The 16,881-nt window shown below is 72.1% G+C and carries 16 protein-coding genes; 11 read left to right on the forward strand and 5 right to left on the reverse strand.

Going from position 1 to position 16,881, the window contains the following annotated elements; genetic code table 11:
- Window positions 1-97 precede the first annotated feature (97 nt).
- Entirely contained in the window at window positions 98-2,215 is a 2,118-nt protein-coding gene (locus EJC51_RS31590; protein ID WP_126274186.1) for a S9 family peptidase, read from the reverse strand.
- A gap of 178 nt (window positions 2,216-2,393) precedes the next feature.
- Between EJC51_RS31590 and EJC51_RS31595 the strand changes: the two genes are divergently transcribed.
- From EJC51_RS31595 to EJC51_RS31630, 8 genes are all read left to right on the forward strand, one after another.
- Window positions 2,394-2,588 carry a hypothetical protein gene (locus EJC51_RS31595; protein ID WP_079312001.1) on the forward strand — a complete coding sequence of 65 codons (195 nt, stop codon included), beginning with the start codon at window positions 2,394-2,396 and terminating at the stop codon, window positions 2,586-2,588.
- 42 nt (window positions 2,589-2,630) lie between these two features.
- Window positions 2,631-3,491 carry an N-acetyl-1-D-myo-inositol-2-amino-2-deoxy-alpha-D-glucopyranoside deacetylase gene (mshB, locus tag EJC51_RS31600; RefSeq protein ID WP_126274187.1) on the forward strand — a complete coding sequence of 287 codons (861 nt, stop codon included), beginning with the start codon at window positions 2,631-2,633 and terminating at the stop codon, window positions 3,489-3,491.
- Window positions 3,488-3,898, forward strand: a complete 411-nt coding sequence (locus tag EJC51_RS31605; protein WP_126274188.1) for a DUF6113 family protein — start codon at window positions 3,488-3,490, stop codon at window positions 3,896-3,898. Before mshB ends, EJC51_RS31605 begins: the two co-directional genes overlap by 4 nt.
- Window positions 3,899-4,058: 160 nt before the next feature.
- Entirely contained in the window at window positions 4,059-6,629 is a 2,571-nt protein-coding gene (locus EJC51_RS31610) for a peptidoglycan binding domain-containing protein (protein WP_126274189.1), read from the forward strand.
- Between the two features lie 132 nt (window positions 6,630-6,761).
- Window positions 6,762-7,667, forward strand: a complete 906-nt coding sequence (locus tag EJC51_RS31615; protein ID WP_126274190.1) for an ABC transporter ATP-binding protein — start codon at window positions 6,762-6,764, stop codon at window positions 7,665-7,667.
- On the forward strand, window positions 7,664-8,404 hold the full coding sequence (locus EJC51_RS31620; RefSeq protein ID WP_126274191.1) for an ABC transporter permease: 741 nt from the start codon (window positions 7,664-7,666) through the stop codon (window positions 8,402-8,404). The genes EJC51_RS31615 and EJC51_RS31620 overlap by 4 nt, the downstream gene beginning before the upstream one ends.
- Window positions 8,405-8,409: 5 nt before the next feature.
- Window positions 8,410-9,609: a sensor histidine kinase gene (locus EJC51_RS31625; RefSeq protein WP_126277204.1), complete on the forward strand. Its 1,200-nt coding sequence runs from the start codon at window positions 8,410-8,412 to the stop codon at window positions 9,607-9,609.
- Complete coding sequence (locus EJC51_RS31630) at window positions 9,606-10,220, forward strand: response regulator transcription factor (RefSeq protein ID WP_126274192.1); 615 nt, start codon at window positions 9,606-9,608, stop codon at window positions 10,218-10,220. The genes EJC51_RS31625 and EJC51_RS31630 overlap by 4 nt, the downstream gene beginning before the upstream one ends.
- An 87-nt stretch (window positions 10,221-10,307) precedes the next feature.
- Here EJC51_RS31630 and EJC51_RS31635 read toward each other — a convergent pair whose 3' ends face one another.
- Complete coding sequence (locus EJC51_RS31635; RefSeq protein ID WP_126274193.1) at window positions 10,308-11,159, reverse strand: transglutaminase family protein; 852 nt, start codon at window positions 11,157-11,159, stop codon at window positions 10,308-10,310.
- 40 nt (window positions 11,160-11,199) lie between these two features.
- A complete protein-coding gene (locus tag EJC51_RS31640) occupies window positions 11,200-12,210 on the reverse strand; it encodes a GNAT family N-acetyltransferase (protein WP_126274194.1) in 1,011 nt (336 codons plus the stop codon).
- 140 nt (window positions 12,211-12,350) lie between these two features.
- Between EJC51_RS31640 and fdxA the strand changes: the two genes are divergently transcribed.
- A complete protein-coding gene (gene fdxA / locus EJC51_RS31645) occupies window positions 12,351-12,668 on the forward strand; it encodes a ferredoxin (RefSeq protein WP_010047804.1) in 318 nt (105 codons plus the stop codon).
- A gap of 116 nt (window positions 12,669-12,784) precedes the next feature.
- The gene (locus EJC51_RS31650; RefSeq protein WP_126274195.1) at window positions 12,785-13,900 is read left to right on the forward strand and encodes a bifunctional succinyldiaminopimelate transaminase/glutamate-prephenate aminotransferase; all 1,116 of its coding nucleotides are present in this window, start codon (window positions 12,785-12,787) and stop codon (window positions 13,898-13,900) included.
- 60 nt (window positions 13,901-13,960) lie between these two features.
- Here the strand turns inward: EJC51_RS31650 and EJC51_RS31655 are convergent, their stop codons facing one another.
- Both EJC51_RS31655 and EJC51_RS31660 read right to left on the reverse strand, forming a co-directional pair.
- Window positions 13,961-14,413 carry an ATP-binding protein gene (locus EJC51_RS31655; RefSeq protein ID WP_097268676.1) on the reverse strand — a complete coding sequence of 151 codons (453 nt, stop codon included), beginning with the start codon at window positions 14,411-14,413 and terminating at the stop codon, window positions 13,961-13,963.
- Window positions 14,414-14,723: 310 nt separating this feature from the next.
- The gene (locus EJC51_RS31660; RefSeq protein WP_244362945.1) at window positions 14,724-15,695 is read right to left on the reverse strand and encodes a VldE C-terminal domain-containing protein; all 972 of its coding nucleotides are present in this window, start codon (window positions 15,693-15,695) and stop codon (window positions 14,724-14,726) included.
- A gap of 84 nt (window positions 15,696-15,779) precedes the next feature.
- Here EJC51_RS31660 and dapE point away from each other — a divergent pair, with 84 nt between their 5' ends.
- The gene (gene dapE, locus EJC51_RS31665; protein WP_126274196.1) at window positions 15,780-16,859 is read left to right on the forward strand and encodes a succinyl-diaminopimelate desuccinylase; all 1,080 of its coding nucleotides are present in this window, start codon (window positions 15,780-15,782) and stop codon (window positions 16,857-16,859) included.
- Window positions 16,860-16,881 lie beyond the last annotated feature (22 nt).

A 16,881-nucleotide genomic window follows, 5' to 3' on the forward strand; every position in this document is an offset into this window, starting at 1 on the left:
ACGGACGCGTCAGTCTGAACAACGTACGGCCGTGCGGGTGCCGTAAACGGGCCGGGACGCGCCATGTCGTCCCGGCCCGTTGCCGTACCCCGGCCCGCTACAGCAGTCCCAGCGACCGCTTCAGGAAGTCCACCTGGAGCAGCAGCAGGTTCTCCGCGACCTGTTCCTGCGGGGTCATGTGGGTCACGCCGGACAGGGGGAGCACCTCGTGCGGGCGGCCCGCCGACAGGAGGGCCGAGGAGAGGCGCAGGGCGTGGGCGAAGACCACGTTGTCGTCGGCCGTGCCGTGCACGATCATCAGGGGGCGGTGCGGCTCGGCGGGGGAGGACAGTCCCTCGTCCGTCACCAGGGAGCTGCGCGCGTACACCTCCGGTGATGCCGTCGGGTCGCCCAGATACCGCTCCGTGTAGTGGGTGTCGTACAGCCGCCAGTCCGTCACCGGGGCGCCCGCGATGCCCGCGTGGAAGACGTCGGGGCGGCGCAGGACCGCCAGCCCCGCCAGCCAGCCGCCGTACGACCAGCCGCGGATCGCCACCCGGTCCAGGTCCAGCGGGTACCGCTCCGCCAGGTCCTGGAGCGCTTCCACCTGGTCGTCCAGGGACACCGTGAAGTCGTCGCGGATCGCCTTCTCCCAGGCGGGGGAGCGGCCCGGCGTGCCCCGGCCGTCCGCGACCACGACCGCGAAACCCTGGTCGGCGAACCACTGGCTGGTGAGGTGCGCGTTGTGGGCCGCGAGGACGCGCGGCCCGTGCGGTCCCCCGTAGGGATCCAGCAAAACCGGAAGACGACCATCCCCTTGGTGGTTCCGAGGCAACAGCACGGCGCACGGGATACGCCGTGCGCCCCCCTCGGTCAGCGTCACGCGCGGGGACATACCGGGATCTTCGGCGTACGAGGTGATCGTCGCCGTCTGCTTCCCGTCCCGCAGCACCTGCGCCACCGACCCGGCCCGCCCCGGCGTCGCCGAGACCAGCACGGTCACGCTCCCGGACCGCACCGCCGAATGCACCCCGGGCTCCTGCGAGACCCGCTCCATGCCGAGCTCGTTGACCCGGTACACATGCACCTCGCCGGTCTCCGGCGCCGCCGCCCGCTCCCCGGCCGAGGCCGAGACCAGGACGTCGTCGTCGGACACGTCCAGCACCGCACGGACATGCAACTGCGGCCCGGTCAGCGGGCGTTCGCCCACCGCGAGGACCCGCGCGCCGCCCTCGTCCGCGATCCGCACGAGCCGCCCGGACGGACTCCAGCAGGGCACCCCTGGGAAAAGATCAAGCCAAACTGGATCTTCGTCCGCGTGCACCATCCGGGTCGCCCCGGACTCCGTGTCCACGGCCAGGAACAGCTGACTGCGCTGGTCACGCGCCTGGACCAGCAACAGCGGCGCACCCGCCGCTGACCAGTGCACATGCGCCAGATACGGGTAGCGGGCACGGTCCCACGTCACCTCGGTGCGCGTCCCGTCGAGGCCGACGACGTACAGCCGTACGTCCGCGTTCTCCGTCCCCGCCGCCGGATAGGGGACGTGCTGTGGATCACGTTCCGGATGTGCCGGGTCGGAGATCCACCAGCGCCGCACCGGCGTGTCGTCCGCGCGCGCCACCAGCAGCCGGTCCGACTCCGGCGACCACCAGAACCCCCGTGACCGGCCCATCTCCTCGGCCGCGATGAACTCGGCGAGACCGTAGGTGATGTGCTCCGACTCCGGCTCGGCCAGCGCCACGTCACCTTCGCCCGCGGCCCCGACGACCCGCAGGGCGCCCTGGGCGACGTAGGCGACGAGCCGGCCGTCGGGGGAGGGGCGCGGGTCGATCACCGGTCCCGGGACGTGGAGTTCGGTCGCCGTCCCGGCCCGCAGCTCCGCCGCGAACAGCCGCCCTGACAAGGCAAAAGACGCCAACTCCACCGCCGCGTCGGTGGCGTAGCCGACGATCCCGGCGCCGCCCTCACGGCTGCGTTCGCGCCGCGCCCGCTCCTCGGGCGACAGATCCTCCGTGGCCCCGCCGAGCAGGGCGCGCGGGTCGGCCGCCACGCGCTCCCCGCCGTCCGCCGGGTCGAGCACCCACAGAGAGTTCGCCCGGTCCGTACCGGAGGACGAGCGCAGGAACACGACACGGGAACCGTCGGGAGCCACGGTGAACGCGCGCGGCGCGCCGAGCGTGAAGCGCTGGGTGCGGGCGTGCCGGCGAGGGAAGGAGTCGGGCGTCGTCGTCATGCCCCGACCATATTGGCCATACGCCCCCTTGTGCGTCCGTGCGCCGACCGATGCGCGAGTACGGATAGTTATGATCACTAGCGCATAGTGGGTATGAACCCGCTGGCTGTCGTATGGATTTATCTGCCCCCCTGGTCCGAACCCCCCGCGCTCTTGGGATCTTTGGAGGTGAGCCGCCGTGGCACTCTCGATTTCGGCGGTGGTGCTGCTGGCGATCATCGTCTTCCTGCTGATCAGGAAGTCCGGACTGAAGGCCGGACACGCGATCGTCTGCATGTTGCTCGGCTTCTACCTGGCCTCCTCGACCATGGCGCCGACGATCAGCGAGCTGACGACGAACATCGCGGGGATGATCGGCAGCATCAAGTTCTGACCCTTCCCGGGGCAGGTCCCAGGTCGCCTTTAGGGTGGTCCCATGACGGAACCACCCGCCCGGCGCCTCCTCCTGGTGCACGCGCACCCGGACGACGAGTCGATCAACAACGGCGCGACGATGGCTCGCTATGCGGCCGAGGGTGCCCGGGTGACCCTGGTCACCTGCACGCTCGGTGAGCACGGCGAGGTCATTCCCCCGGAGCTCCGGCACCTCTCCGGCACCGCCCTGGGCGCGTACCGTCTCGGCGAGCTCACCGCCGCGATGCGCGCACTCGGCGTCGAGGACTTCCGTCTCCTCGGCGGCGAGGGCCGCTACCACGACTCCGGGATGATGGGCCTCGCCGACAACGACGACCCCGCCTGCTTCTGGCAGGCGGACGTCGACGAGGCCGCCGCGCATCTGGTGCGGGTGATCCTGGAGGTACGTCCGCACGTCGTCGTCACCTACGACGAGAACGGCGGCTACGGCCACCCCGACCACATCCAGGCGCACCGCGTCGCCATGCGCGCCGCGGACCTGGCGGCCGAAGCGGGCTGGACGATCCCCAAGATCTACTGGAACCGCGTCCCGCGCACGGTCGGCGAACAGGCCTTCGCCCGCCTCCACGACGACCTGCCCGGCCTGCCCTTCACCAAGGAGGGCGTCCTCGACGACGTCCCCGGTGTCGTGGCCGACGAGCGGGTGACGACCGAGATCGACGGCACCGCGTACGCCGCCGCCAAGGCCGCCGCGATGGCCGCGCACGCCACCCAGATCACCGTCGCCGCACCCTACTTCGTGCTCTCCAACGACCTCGCCCAGCCCCTCTTCACCACCGAGTACTACGAGTTGGTACGAGGGGACCGGGTACCCGGGGATCGGGAGACCGACCTCTTCGCCGGCACCGGGGACATCTCATGAACGACCACGGATCCATGCTCGCCCAGCCCCTCAAGGCACCCTCCGCCGGACGAGCCCTCCTCTACCTGGGCCTCTTCGTGCTCGGCGCGGTCGTCGGCGCCGCCGGATCGCTCGTGCAGTCCGGCTGGTTCCCGGGCGGCCTGCTGCTCGCCCTCGCGGGCGAGGCCGGGCTCTGCCTCGGCGGTGCGCGCGCCGTCGGCGGCCGGGGCGGGGCCGTCGCACCGGCCGCCGGCTGGGTGCTCGCCGTCATCCTGCTCACCGCCAGCCGCCCCGAAGGCGACTTCCTGTTCGGCGCGGGAGCCGGCTCGTACCTCTTCCTGCTCGGCGGCATGGCTACGGCTGTGATCTGCGCCACTCTCGGCGCCGGGCGGCAACCTGACGGCGACGCCGTCCGACTTCGCAAGTGACGTACCACTTCGCCGCCGCAGGGACGTGCGAGTCCCGTGTGGGTTTCCCCAGCGGTCGTGGGATACGGGCCAGAAGTGGCCAGTATGGTGGTGCGCGCCGCCGAGCCGTCCGAAGCGATGAGGTCGACACGGGCGGTGGAGCCAACCGGGAGAACCTGCCTTGAGTCGTGAAACTGACAGTCCGTCCTCCGGGCCCAACGGGCGCGGCGGAGCCGCATACCCCTCGGGCACGCCGCCTTACGGGACCCCCATGGCTTCCGACGACGGTACGGGCGCGGGCCGTTCGGCCGCGCAGTCCGATGAGCGCAAGACCGAGACCACGCTGACGACCCGGATCCGGATCAACATCCCCGGGTCGCGGCCGATCCCGCCGGTCGTCGTCCGGACGCCCGTCGCGGACGCCGAGGGCACCACGGGTGACACCACGGCCGAGACCCCGGCGCCGACCGCGCCCGCCGCCAACGGCGCGGCAGGCAACGGCATGGCGGCCGGCAACGGCATGGCCGAGGCTCCCGCCGAGCCGGCTCCGTCCGCCGAGGAGAAGACCAGCGACTGGTTCGCCCCGCGCAAGTCCGGCCCCGCCAAGGGCGGTCAGGGCGGCGGCGGGACCAACGGGGCCGGTCTGCCCGGAGGTTCGGCGCCCGCGGCGAACGGTTCCGGTGTCGCGCCGGGTGCTCCGGCCGGTGGCGCTCCCGGCGGTGCTCCGGGCGGTGCTTCCGGTGGTGCGCGGCCCGGTGCCGGGCGTCCCGGTGGCGTGGTCGGCTCCATGGGCGTGCCCGGCGGCTCCCGTTCCGGCTCCACCAACGGCGCGGGCCTGCCCGGCGCGACAGGCGGCCCTGTCGCGCCCGGCCACGGCGGCGGCACGGGTTCCTTCGACGTGACCGAGGCGCTGGCCGCGGGCCCGCTGGGCGGCGGCGCACGCCCCGGCGCCGAGCCGCGCCGCGACGACCTGCCGTACTTCTCGGACAACGGCGGCACGCAGAACGGCCAGAACGGCCAGGGCCCGCAGAGTGGTCAGAACGGTTACGGAGCCCAGGCCGGACTCCCCGGCGGCGGCCACGACGACCTCAACAGCTCCACCGGCTCGCACCGCTTCACGCCCGCCAACGACTTCAACGGGCCCAACGACTTCGGCGGAACGGGCGGCTACGGCGGCCCGCAGGGCCCCGCGGGCCCGACCGGCGGCCCGGTCACCGGCGACGGCCCCGTCGTACCGCCGGTCGGCGGCCCGCAGGGCGGGCCGGGCGCGCTCGGCGGTCCCGGCAGCGCGGGTGGTCCCGGTGGTCCTGGCGGGGCCGGTGCTCCGGGCGGCCCGGCAGGCCCCGGCGGTCACCGCCGCGCGGGCGGCCCGGGCGGTCGCGGTGGCCCCGGCGCTCCCGGTATGCCCAACGCCTCCGCCGGCCTCGCCGGCCCCGGCGTCGGCGCACCCCCCGGAACCGGTCCCGGCGGACCCGGTGTCGGCCCCGGCGGCCCCGGCGTCGCCCCCCACGGCGGCCCGCAGACCGCCCCCGGTCGCGGCCCCGGTGGCGGCCTGAGTGACGACACCGCGATCCTCACCCCGCAGAAGCCGGCCCCCGAACCCGGCACCCCCGGCTACGGCACCCCGCCGGACAACGTCTCCGGGCACACCGTCACCAGCGGTATCCCGGTCGTGCCGTCCACCGCCCAGAACTCCCCGTTCGGGCCGGGCGCCGCCACCGACGGACCGCTGCCGCACACGCCTCCGAAGCTGCCCGAGCCGGTCGCGCAGAACGTGCCGGCGTCGTCGTCGAAGAAGAAGGCGAAGAAGAAGGGCCGCAGCAAGCTGACCCTGCTCGCCGTGGGCGTGGTCGTCATCGCGGGCGGCGCGTACGGCGTCGGGCTGCTGATGAACCACTCCGACGTGCCCAAGGGCACCACGGTCCTCGGCGTCGACATCGGCGGCGGCACCCGCGACGACGCGGTCAAGAAGCTCGACGCGGCCTTCGACAAGAAGGTGAACCAGCCGCTCAAGCTCTCGGTGGACGGCAAGACGGTCACGCTCCAGCCCGACCAGGCCGGCCTCCAGTTCGACATGCAGGCCACCGTCAGCAAGGCCGCGACCAGCGACTACAACCCGGTCTCGGTGATCGGCTCGCTCTTCGGCGGCCAGCGGGTGATCGAGCCGGAGATGCCGGTCGACGAGGAGAAGCTGACCGCCGCTCTGGAGGACGCCTCCGGCAGCTCCGGTTCGGCGACCGACGGCACGATCAAGTTCAAGAACGGCAAGGCCGTCGCCGTCTACGGCAAACCCGGCAAGGGCATCGACGTCGCCAAGTCCATGGCGGCGGTCGAGCAGGCGTACCGCACCCAGGTGGAGAACGGCTCGGCGGGCGCGGTCACGCTCCCGACCACGACCAAGCAGCCGACGATCTCGAACGCCGAGGTCGACTCGGTGATGAAGTCGATCGCGGAGCCCGCGATGGCCCAGACCGTCCGGGTGCAGACCGACCCGGCGCACTTCATCGACTTCGGTCAGCGGTCGTTGCCGGACATCCTGAGCTTCAAGGCGGTCGACGGCAAGCTCGTCGACTACTACGACCTCAATGCGCTCAAGTCGGCGTACGGCACCACCTTCGTCGGCGTGCAGATCAACGGCGCGAGCGGCAAGCGGGACGTCCTGCCCGAGGACGTCGCCTCGGCCCTGCGCAAGGCCCTGCGCGGCAAGACGTCGGCCCAGCGCATCGCCACCATCGACACCAACCCGAGCTAGCCCGACCGCTCGGCCCCAGGGGGCACCCGGCACGCGCCGGGTGCCCCCTGCTCGTCGTATGACATCTGTCATCCGCCACTCAGGATCGCCGACACTGCCGGACGAGGGCCCCCGAAGGCCACTCTGGATCACATGACGACGACAGCGGTCGCATTCGACCAGGTGAGCAAGGCGTACGGCGAGGTCCGGGCCGTCGACGGCCTGACACTGAGCCTCCAGCCCGGACAGACCGTGGCCCTGCTGGGCCCCAACGGCGCCGGCAAGTCGACCACGCTCGACCTGCTGCTCGGGCTCAAGCAGCCGGACAGCGGCAGCGTCCGGCTCTTCGGCACCAGCCCGCGTGAGGCGATCGTCGCCGGGCGGGTCGGCGCGATGCTCCAGAGCGGCGGGCTGATGGACGAGGTGACCGTCTCCGAGCTGGTGCGGCTGGCCTGCGACCTGCACCCGAAGCCGTACCGGCCGAACGACGTCCTCGCCCGGGCCGGCATCACCCAGATCGCCGACCGCAAGGTCAACAAGCTCTCCGGCGGCCAGGCCCAGCGCGTCCGCTTCGCGCTCGCGACCGCGGGCGACAGTGACCTGATCGTCCTTGACGAGCCGACCACCGGCATGGACGTCACCACCCGCCAGGCCTTCTGGGCCACCATGCGCGAACAGGCCGACCAGGGACGGACGGTCCTGTTCGCCACCCACTACCTCGAAGAGGCCGACGCCGTCGCCGACCGCGTGCTCGTGCTGCACCGGGGCCGGCTGCTCGCCGACGGAACGGCCGCCGAGATCAAGGCGAAGGCCGGAGCCCGGCGGATCTCCTTCGACCTGGAGGGCCCGATCGACCCGGACGCGCTCCGGGAGCTCCCCTTCCTCGCCCACCTGAGCGTCTCCGGCTCCACCGTCCGCATCCAGTCCTCCGACGCCGACGCCACCGTCCACGCCGTCTACGGCCTCGGCCTCTACCCCCGCAACCTGGAGGTCGCCGGGCTCGGCCTGGAGCAGGCCTTCGTCGCCATCACCGAGGCCGAGGAGGCCCGTACGTCATGAACAGCCTCATCAAGCTGGAACTCAACCGCGCCCTGCGCAACCGCAAGTTCCTGTTCTTCTCGGTCCTCTACCCGTCCCTCCTCTTCCTGCTCATCGCGGGCAGCGCCGACAGCACGGACAAGGTCGACGGCACGGGCCTGACCCTGCCGACCTACATGATGGTGTCCATGGCCTCCTTCGGCGCCCTGACCGCCGTCCTGATGGGCAACAGCGAGCGCATCGCCAAGGAGCGGGAGAGCGGCTGGGTACGGCAGTTGCGGCTGACGACCCTGCCCGGCCGCGGTTACGTCCTCGCGAAGACCGCGAGCGCGGCCGTGGTCAGCCTGCCCTCCATAGTCGTCGTCTTCGTCGTCGCCGCGGCCGTGAAGGACGTACGGCTGGACGCCTGGCAGTGGCTCGCGCTCACCGGCGCGATCTGGGCCGGCAGCCTCGTCTTCGCCGCGCTCGGCGTGGCCATCGGGTACCTGGCGAGCGGGGACGCCGTCCGGCCGATCACGATGATCACCTACTTCGGGCTGTCCATCCTCGGCGGCCTGTGGATGCCGACGACGACCTTCCCGACCTGGCTCCAGGACATCGCCAAGTGGGTGCCCACGCACGCGTACGCTGCCCTCGGGCAGGCGATCGAGCAGAGCCAGGCCCCGCATGCCAAGGACATCGCCGTCCTCGCCGTCTTCTTCGCCCTGTTCGCCGGCGGCGCGGCCTGGCTGTACCGGAAGGACACGCTGAAGGCGTGAGTGTGATGACGGACGATCTGCGGCCCGACGAGGAAGCCCGGGCGGAACGGCTGATCCGGATCGGCCGGCCACCCCGCAACCGGGGCGAGGCGATCCGGAAGCTGGTGTGGGTCCTGCCCTGGCTGGTGTTCCTCGCCTCCCCGGTGCGGGACCTGAGCTCCGGTGACCACACCACCGCGGCAACGGCGGCCGGCTGGACGGGGCTCGTGGCCTTCGTCGGGATCTATCTGACCCTGGTCTTCCGCACCATGGGCCGGCCCTTCCGCGGCGGGATCATCCACGTCCTCGCCGCCACCCTCTGGGCGCTCGGACTCACCCTGGCCTTCTGCTTCGGCAGCGAATGGCTCGGCCTGTTCGTGTACGTCTCGGTCATCTGCGGGGTGACCTTCCCGTTGCGGACCGCCTACTGGACGATCCCGCTCACCACCGCCGCGATGATGCTGGCGGGCTGGCACGCCCACGACCTGGACGAGGCCTGGGGACTGTTCCTGGTGGTGCTGCTGGTCGGCTACTCCATGACCGGCATCCGGCAACTCGTCGCCACGACCGTCGAGTTGCGCAAGGCCCGCGCCACCGTCGCCCAGCTCGCCGCCAACGAGGAGCGCCTGCGTCTCGCCCGCGACCTGCACGACCTCCTCGGTCACTCGCTCTCCCTGATCACGCTGAAGAGCGAACTGGCCGGCCGGATGCTCCCGGACCACCCCGACAAGGCGGCCCAGCAGGTCGCCGACATCGAACAGGTCAGCCGCCAGGCCCTGGTGGACGTCCGCGAGGCGGTCTCCGGCTACCGCAGGCCCCGGCTGTCCGAGGAACTCGCGGGCGCCCAGGTCGCGTTGACGGCCGCCGCGGTCACGGCCGACGTACCCGCCGAACCCGACCTCGCCGGCGTGCCCGAGGAGAGCGAGAGCGCCCTCGCCTGGGCCCTGCGCGAGGCGGTCACCAACGTCGTACGGCACAGCGGCGCCACCCGCTGCACGATCGAGGTCCTGCACCGCCAGACCCTCGACGGCCCGGTCCTGGAACTCGCCGTCGAGGACAACGGCTCCGGCGGCGCCGGCCAGGGTCCGGGCAACGGCCTCACCGGTCTGACCGAGCGCCTGGGGAAGGCGGGCGGCACCCTGGAGGCGGGCCGCACCAAGCACGGCTTCCGGCTGCTCGCCCGAGTGCCCGCCGGCGCGGCGGCGCCCGTAGGATCCGGGGCATGAGCCACACGATCAAGGTCCTGCTCGCCGAGGACCAGTCGATGGTCCGAGAGGCCCTCGCCGCCCTCCTGGGCCTGGAGGACGACATCGAGGTCGTCGCCCAAGTGGCCCGGGGCGACGAGGTGTTGGCCGCGGCACAGGCCCACGGTGTCGACGTGGCCCTCCTGGACATCGAGATGCCCGGCATGACCGGCATCGAGGCGGCGGCCCAGGTCCACCAGGCCCTGCCGGGCGTGAAGCTGGTCGTCCTGACCACCTTCGGCCGCCCCGGCTATCTCCGCAGCGCCATGGAGGCAGGCGCCGACGCGTTCCTGGTCAAGGACGCCCCGGCCGCCCAACTGGCGGAGGCGGTACGCAAGGTCCTGGCGGGGGAGCGGGTCATCGACCCGACCTTGGCGGCAGCGGCCCTCGCCGAGGGCGCGAACCCGCTGACGGACCGGGAGCGCGAGGTCCTGAGGGCAGCGGAGGACGGCTCCACGAACGCGGAGTTGGCAGCGAAGCTGCACCTGTCGCAGGGGACGGTCCGCAACTATCTCTCGACGGCGATCCAGAAGTTGGCGGTGAGGAACAGGGCAGAGGCGGCGCGCCTGGCAAGGGAGAAGGGCTGGCTTTAAAGGCTTTTGCTTTAGGGGCGCGGGGAACTGCGCGACCGGCCACGACGCGCCTGCACTCATCCACCGGCAAAAGCCCCTACGGCGATGTCAGTTCAACAACGCCCGAGCCGCCCGAGCCTGCCCCCGCACCCGCTCAGCCGCCCCCTCATCCACAGCGCCCACCACCTCCGCATAGGCCTCCAACTCCGCGGCCCCCGCCAGGAAATCCCCCCGTTCGACAAGCAACTGCGCCCGCTCATACCTCAACCGAGCCGGATGCGAGGGCAACAGCAACGACAACTCAACAGCCCACAGCGCCACATCCGACCGCTCCGGCCGAGCCGCCGCCCAGGCCCGCACGTTGTTGAGAATCCGCAGCACCACATCCAGCGGGTCGGCCGGCACCAACATGGACGGGTCAAGAGAGGCCCCCGTGGCCCCCGCCACCAACAACTCCGCGTCCGCCCCGGCCAGCACCCGCCCCCCGTCGAACGGATCGGCCAGCACCTGCTCCTCCGCGGCCCCGAACCCCACCACGAAGTGCCCCGGAAGAGCGACCCCGTACACCGGCGCCCCGGCCCGCCGGGCCACCTCCATCCACACCACGGACAGCAGGATCGGCAACCCCCGCCGCCGCCGAAGCACCTCGTGCAGCAACGACGACTCCAGCCGCTGATAGTCCGCGGCCGAGCCGCGGAACCCGCACCGCTCCCCGAGCAGCTCCCGCAGCGCCACCGCCCATGACCGCGGCCCACCCGGCCGGAACGGCAGCCGCCCGGCCAGTTCGTCCAGTTCGATCTGGGCCGCGTCGATGCCCGCCTCGTCGAGGCCGCCGTCCGCCTCCGCGCCCAGCAGCAGACACAGCGCGGACAGGTCGGGCCGCTCGGAGCGGGCCTCTTCGGCGAACCGCCGACGCAGTTCGGCGGAGCGTTCCGGGGGTGGTGGATGCGGCAGACGCATAGCTGGCTCGTGCCCTCTCACAGCGATCGGTACCGGCCGCTCACCGGTCGCTTTTCCCGACGGCCGGTTCCCGGTAGTGGTGGTACGCGTGATGCGCCGCGAAGCCCATCCCGGCGTACAGCGCCCGCGCCCCCGCGTTCTCCGTCTCGACCTGGAGCCAGGCCGCCGACGCGCCCTCGTCGAGCGCCCGCCGGGCCAGCGCGGCCATCACCTCGGTGGCCAGCCCGCGCCGCCGCTGCCCGGGATCGACCTCGACCGCGGCGAAGGACGCCCACCGCCCGTCCACGACACACCGCCCGATGGCGGCGGGCACGCCACCGCTCCCCGGCACCTGCGCGAACCACACCGAGGGCCCGCTCGACAGCACCTTCAGCGCCACCTCGCTCACCCCCTTGCGCTGGTACCGCGCGAGCCACGCCTCGTCCACGTCCCGGGACAGCTCCACCCCGGCGCCCCCGGCCCGGTCGGCGAGCGGCGCCAGCGCCCCGATCCACAGCTCGGCCGTCACCTCGCGCACCCACCCGCGCCGCTCCAGCTCCGCGCACAGCAGCTCCTGCGTGCCCTCGGCGCCGGTCGCGGTCTGCACGTACGCGGGCAGTCCGCGAGCGCCGTACCAGCGCCGTACGGCCTCCAGCGCGTCGTCCAGCGGCATGCCGGGGTCGCCGACCGGCAGTACGGAGTTGGCCCGTCGGGTGAAGCCGGACGCGGCCCGCAGCTCCCACTCGCCGAGCCGCTCGCTCTCCACCGGCCGCCACGCGCGCGTGCAGACATGGGCGAGTTCCGCGTACGAGGCGGAGGGCCCCCGGCGGCGGGCCGGGGCGCTCGGCACCACCTTGCCCGCCACCAGCGAGGATTCCGCGATGCGGACAGTCTCGCCGTCCTTGCGTGTGATCCGAAGCACACCGGCGTCCCATGATGCGAGAACACCCACCGTGTCGGTGAACTTCTCACCCGGAACCGCAGGATCGTTCATGCGGCGTACGGAGACCCGTTTACCCACGTCAGCTGCGGTGATACGGACCTCAAGGCGCCCCGTCGCAGAGATTTCCACAGGTCAGTTCACCCCTCCTGTTCGGATCATGCCCAAGAACGGAGATACTAGGGGCGGGCATCGACGACGCCGCGCTCCCGCGCGCCAGGCGGCGGAGCCTATGGAGGCCCGCCAGCGCCCTATCGAGGAGGAACGACAGCGTGACCTACGTCATCGCGCAGCCTTGTGTCGACGTCAAGGACAAGGCGTGCATCGAGGAGTGCCCGGTCGACTGCATCTACGAGGGCTCCCGGTCCTTGTACATCCACCCGGACGAATGCGTCGACTGTGGTGCCTGTGAGCCGGTCTGCCCGGTCGAGGCGATCTTCTACGAGGACGACACTCCGGAGGAGTGGAAGGACTACTACAAGGCGAACGTCGAGTTCTTCGACGAGCTCGGCTCCCCCGGCGGCGCCAGCAAGCTGGGTCTGATCGAGCGGGACCACCCCTTCATCGCCGCGCTGCCGCCCCAGGCGTAAGCGCGTAAGCGGCCCGCAGTCTTCGTGCCGCCTCGGTCCCGTACGGCCAGATCACCTCTGATCGCCGTACGGGACCGAGGCGTTTGCCGTACGTACCAGAAAGTGAGCCAGTCCCCGTGTCCGCAGTCTCCGACCGCCTCCCCACCTTCCCCTGGGACAAGCTGGAGCCGTACAAGAAGACGGCCGCAGCGCACCCGGACGGCATCGTCGACCTCTCCGTCGGCACCCCGGTCGACCCGGTCCCCGAGCTGATCCAGAAGGCCCTGATCGACGCGGCGGACTCCCCGGGCTACCCGACGGTCTGGGGCACCCCGGCACTGCGCGACGCGATCACCGGCTGGCTGGAGCGCCGCCTGGGCGCCCGCGAGGTCACCCACCGGCACGTCCTGCCGATCGTCGGCTCCAAGGAACTGGTCGCCTGGCTGCCGACCCAGCTGGGCCTGGGCCCCGGCGACAAGGTCGCGTACCCGCGCCTGGCCTACCCGACGTACGAGGTGGGCGCCCGCCTGGCCCGCGCCGAGTACGAGGTCTACGACGCTGAGACATTTGCGGCTACCGCCGCGGGGACCGAGCTGGACCCCGAGGGGTTGAAGCTCCTGTGGCTGAACTCCCCGTCGAACCCGACCGGCAAGGTCCTGTCGAAGGCGGAGCTGACCCGGATCGTCGCCTGGGCCCGTGAGCACGGCGTGCTGCTCTTCTCCGACGAGTGCTACCTGGAGCTCGGCTGGGAGGCCGACCCGGTCTCGGTCCTGCACCCGGACGTCAACGGTGGCTCGTACGACGGCATCGTGGCCGTCCACTCCCTCTCCAAGCGCTCCAACCTGGCCGGCTACCGCGCGGCCTTCCTGGCCGGCGACCCGGCCGTCCTCGGCCCCCTGCTGGAGATCCGCAAGCACGGCGGCATGATGACGTCGGCCCCGACGCAGGCGGCGGTCGTCGCGGCGCTGGGCGACGACGTCCACGTCCAGGAGCAGCGCGAGCGGTACGCGGCCCGCCGCCAGGCCCTGCGCGAGGCGCTCGTGAAACACGGCTTCCGCATCGAGCACAGCGAGGCGAGCCTCTACCTCTGGGCCACTCGCGACGAGTCGTGCTGGGACACCGTCGCCCACCTGGCCGAGCTGGGCATCCTCGTGGCGCCGGGCGACTTCTACGGGGAGGCGGGCGCGACGTACGTGCGCGTGGCGTTCACGGCGACAGATGAACGCGTGCGGGCGGCGGTCGAGCGCCTGTAACCGCGGGACAACGCGAGGGGCCCGGGGGAGAACCCCGGGCCCCTCGGTGCTTCAGGCCGGTCAGCCCAGCGGCAGCGACTTCACCGGCAGCGAGTCCGCCGCGGGCAGCCCGCCCTTGGTGAGGGAGTCCGTCGGCAGACCGCCCTTCGTCGCGGTGGACGTGGTGTCACCGAGGATGTCCCCGGCGGAGCCCGCCGCGTCACCGGCCGTCTGCTGCGCGGCCGGGGCCGCCTTCTTCGCGACCTTGCCGCCGGTCTTGCCCGCCGTCGGCACCGCCTTCTTGAGCGCGTTGCCGCCGGTGTTGCCCGCGATCTTGGTGACGTTCTGCGTGGCACCGTCGACGCTGTTGCCGACGCTCGCCCCGTCCAGAGCGGTCAGACCGCTCAGGTTCGGAGTGGCGGGCAGCTCGGCGGGGGCCGCACTGGCGGAGCCGGCCGCACCGACCCCGGCTGCCGCTCCCGCAGCGACGAGCAGCGCGGCACGGGCGATCCTGCGGGTCAGGGGGAGGGACATGATGCTCCTTTGACGGGAGAGAACGAGGAAGTGTGCAACCGCTCCCGGCAGTTGATCACCGGGCTCGGACGCAGTGACTACCGCTCGAGGCCCGCGAAGGTTGCGGACGGCCAACGTAAAGAGTTGGCAATGCGTCGCATTATCGGCTGCGGATAAAAACGGGCAAAAGGCGCCCGATCCGAAAGTCCGCCGAATCCTTACAGCCCTGTGTTCTCAAGGGATTTCTCGGATACGAGGGTGAGGTGACGAAAACCTGCGCACACCCGCGTCCGAGACGGGCCCCCGTAACCCCTGCGAGTGACGGCCCGTACTACTGAGCAGTCACGATCCGCACGGACCCGGCGCCCTGCTCCGCCGCGCCCGAGCCCTCGACGGCCCGCCACTCGCTCTGGGTGTTGCCCGCGGTCCACTGCCGTCCCGCGTAACCGACGCTCTGGATGTGCAGGGTCGAGGCGTTGGCCACCGCCCAGTGCGCGAGCTGCCAGCCCCGCTGCCGTGCCGTGCGCCTGGCGGCCGAGTCGTCGGCGGTGACCGGCACGATCAGCGTCCGCCCCGCGGCCGCGTCCTCGGTGGCGGCGGGCGACGACTTCGCGTCCTCCGCCACGTCCTCGGCGGCCGTGTCGAGCGCGTCCCGCCCGAAGTCCTTCACCAGCGCGTCCCGCACCCCGTCCGGACCGGCGGCCTGCGTGGCGGCCTGCCGCCCGTCGCAGGTCAGCGTCGCCGGAGAGGCCCCGGTGAGCGCGGCGGCGAGCAGCACCGCGTCCGGCTCGTGCTTGGCGTATGCCTCCGGGTAGCCGCTGCGCTGCACCCGCTGGGCGGCCTCCGTGAGCGGCATCTTCGTGTAGCCCGAGACCTTGACCAGATGCTCGTAGAACTTCCCCGCCGCGTACGCCGGGTCCATGATCTGCTTCTCCGTGCCCCAGCCCTGCGACGGACGCTGCTGGAACAGGCCGAGGGAGTCCCGGTCGCCGTGGGTGATGTTGCGCAGCCCCGACTCCTGGATCGAGGTCGCCAGCGCGATCGCCACCGCCCGCTCGGGCAGCCCGCGCCCGGTGCCGACGGCCGTGATGGTCGCCGCGTTCACCGCCTGCTCCGGCGTGAACTCGTACGCCGCCCCGTCGCCCTTGCCCGAGACGACCTTGCAGCCGGGCGCGTCCGCGCCCCCGGTGACGTACTGCACGACGAGATAGCCCGCGACGGCACACAGGACCACGAGGGCCGCCCCGAAACGCAGGAGGCGGCCACGACGACGGCGTCGGGGAGTGGGTGACGGCTGTGGCATCCGTACAAAATACTGGAGGGGCCTGTGGTGCCCGAGCCGGGTGTGGACGACGGCCGCGAGGGCCCGGGCGTTAGGGTCGGGGCCATGGCCGATACCCCGCTTGACCTCACGCTGGACGCTGCGGAGCTGACCGCGCAGCTCGTCGACTTCCCCTCGGTGAGCGGCACCGAGAAGCCCCTCGCGGACGCCATCGAGACCGCGCTGCGCGCCCTGCCGCACCTCACGGTCGACCGGTACGGCAACAACGTGGTGGCCCGCACGAACCTGGGCCGCGCGGAGCGGGTCATCCTCGCCGGCCACATCGACACCGTCCCCATCGCCGACAACGTCCCCTCCCGCCTCGACGAGGACGGCTACCTCTGGGGCTGCGGCACCTGCGACATGAAGTCCGGCGTCGCCGTCCAACTGCGCATCGCGGCCACGGTCCCGGCCCCCAACCGCGACCTCACCTTCGTCTTCTACGACAACGAAGAGGTCGCCGCCCACCTCAACGGCCTGGGCCATGTCGCCGAGGCCCACCCCGAGTGGCTGGCGGGCGACTTCGCGGTGCTCCTCGAACCCACCGACGGCCAGGTGGAGGGCGGCTGCCAGGGCACGCTCAGGGTGCTGCTCAAGTTCAAGGGGGAGAGGGCGCACTCCGCGCGCGCGTGGATGGGCTCCAACGCGATCCACGCGTCCGCGCGCGTGCTGGCCAAGCTGGCCGCGTACGAGCCGCGCCGGCCGGTGGTGGACGGCCTGCGCTACCACGAGGGCCTCAACGCCGTCGGCATCGAGGGCGGAGTGGCCACCAACGTCATCCCGGACGCCTGCACGGTCACCGTCAACTTCCGCTACGCGCCCGACCGCAGCGAGGAGGAGGCCGAGGCCTTCGTCCGCGACTACTTCGCCGACTGCGGCGTGGACGAGTTCGTCGTCGACGACCACACCGGCGGGGCCCGACCGGGCCTGAACGACCCGTCCGCGGCGGCCTTCGTGCAGGCCGTGGGCGGCGAGGTCCACCCCAAGTACGGCTGGACCGACGTGTCCCGCTTCAGCCGCCTGGGCATCCCCGCCGTCAACTACAGCCCCGGCAACCCGCTGCTCGCCCACAAGGTCGACGAGCGGGTGAAGGCGTCGCTGATCCCGGTCGCGGAGGAGCGTTTGAGGACGTGGCTGACGGCATGAGGCGGTAAGGCCGCTGCACGGC

The sequence above is a fragment of the Streptomyces aquilus genome (assembly GCF_003955715.1).
In the GTDB taxonomy this organism is placed as follows: domain Bacteria; phylum Actinomycetota; class Actinomycetes; order Streptomycetales; family Streptomycetaceae; genus Streptomyces; species Streptomyces aquilus.

Bases quoted from the DNA above. Each gene is read 5' to 3' on its own strand.
- EJC51_RS31660 (WP_244362945.1), bottom strand. From the start codon at position 15,695: ATGCCACAGCCGTCACCCACTCCCCGACGCCGTCGTCGTGGCCGCCTC.
- EJC51_RS31625 (WP_126277204.1), top strand. From the start codon at position 8,410: ATGACGGACGATCTGCGGCCCGACGAGGAAGCCCGGGCGGAACGGCTG.
- dapE (WP_126274196.1), top strand. From the start codon at position 15,780: ATGGCCGATACCCCGCTTGACCTCACGCTGGACGCTGCGGAGCTGACC.
- EJC51_RS31615 (WP_126274190.1), top strand. From the start codon at position 6,762: ATGACGACGACAGCGGTCGCATTCGACCAGGTGAGCAAGGCGTACGGC.
- EJC51_RS31620 (WP_126274191.1), top strand. From the start codon at position 7,664: ATGAACAGCCTCATCAAGCTGGAACTCAACCGCGCCCTGCGCAACCGC.
- EJC51_RS31635 (WP_126274193.1), bottom strand. From the start codon at position 11,159: ATGCGTCTGCCGCATCCACCACCCCCGGAACGCTCCGCCGAACTGCGT.
- EJC51_RS31630 (WP_126274192.1), top strand. From the start codon at position 9,606: ATGAGCCACACGATCAAGGTCCTGCTCGCCGAGGACCAGTCGATGGTC.
- EJC51_RS31655 (WP_097268676.1), bottom strand. From the start codon at position 14,413: ATGTCCCTCCCCCTGACCCGCAGGATCGCCCGTGCCGCGCTGCTCGTC.
- mshB (WP_126274187.1), top strand. From the start codon at position 2,631: ATGACGGAACCACCCGCCCGGCGCCTCCTCCTGGTGCACGCGCACCCG.
- EJC51_RS31605 (WP_126274188.1), top strand. From the start codon at position 3,488: ATGAACGACCACGGATCCATGCTCGCCCAGCCCCTCAAGGCACCCTCC.
- EJC51_RS31590 (WP_126274186.1), bottom strand. From the start codon at position 2,215: ATGACGACGACGCCCGACTCCTTCCCTCGCCGGCACGCCCGCACCCAG.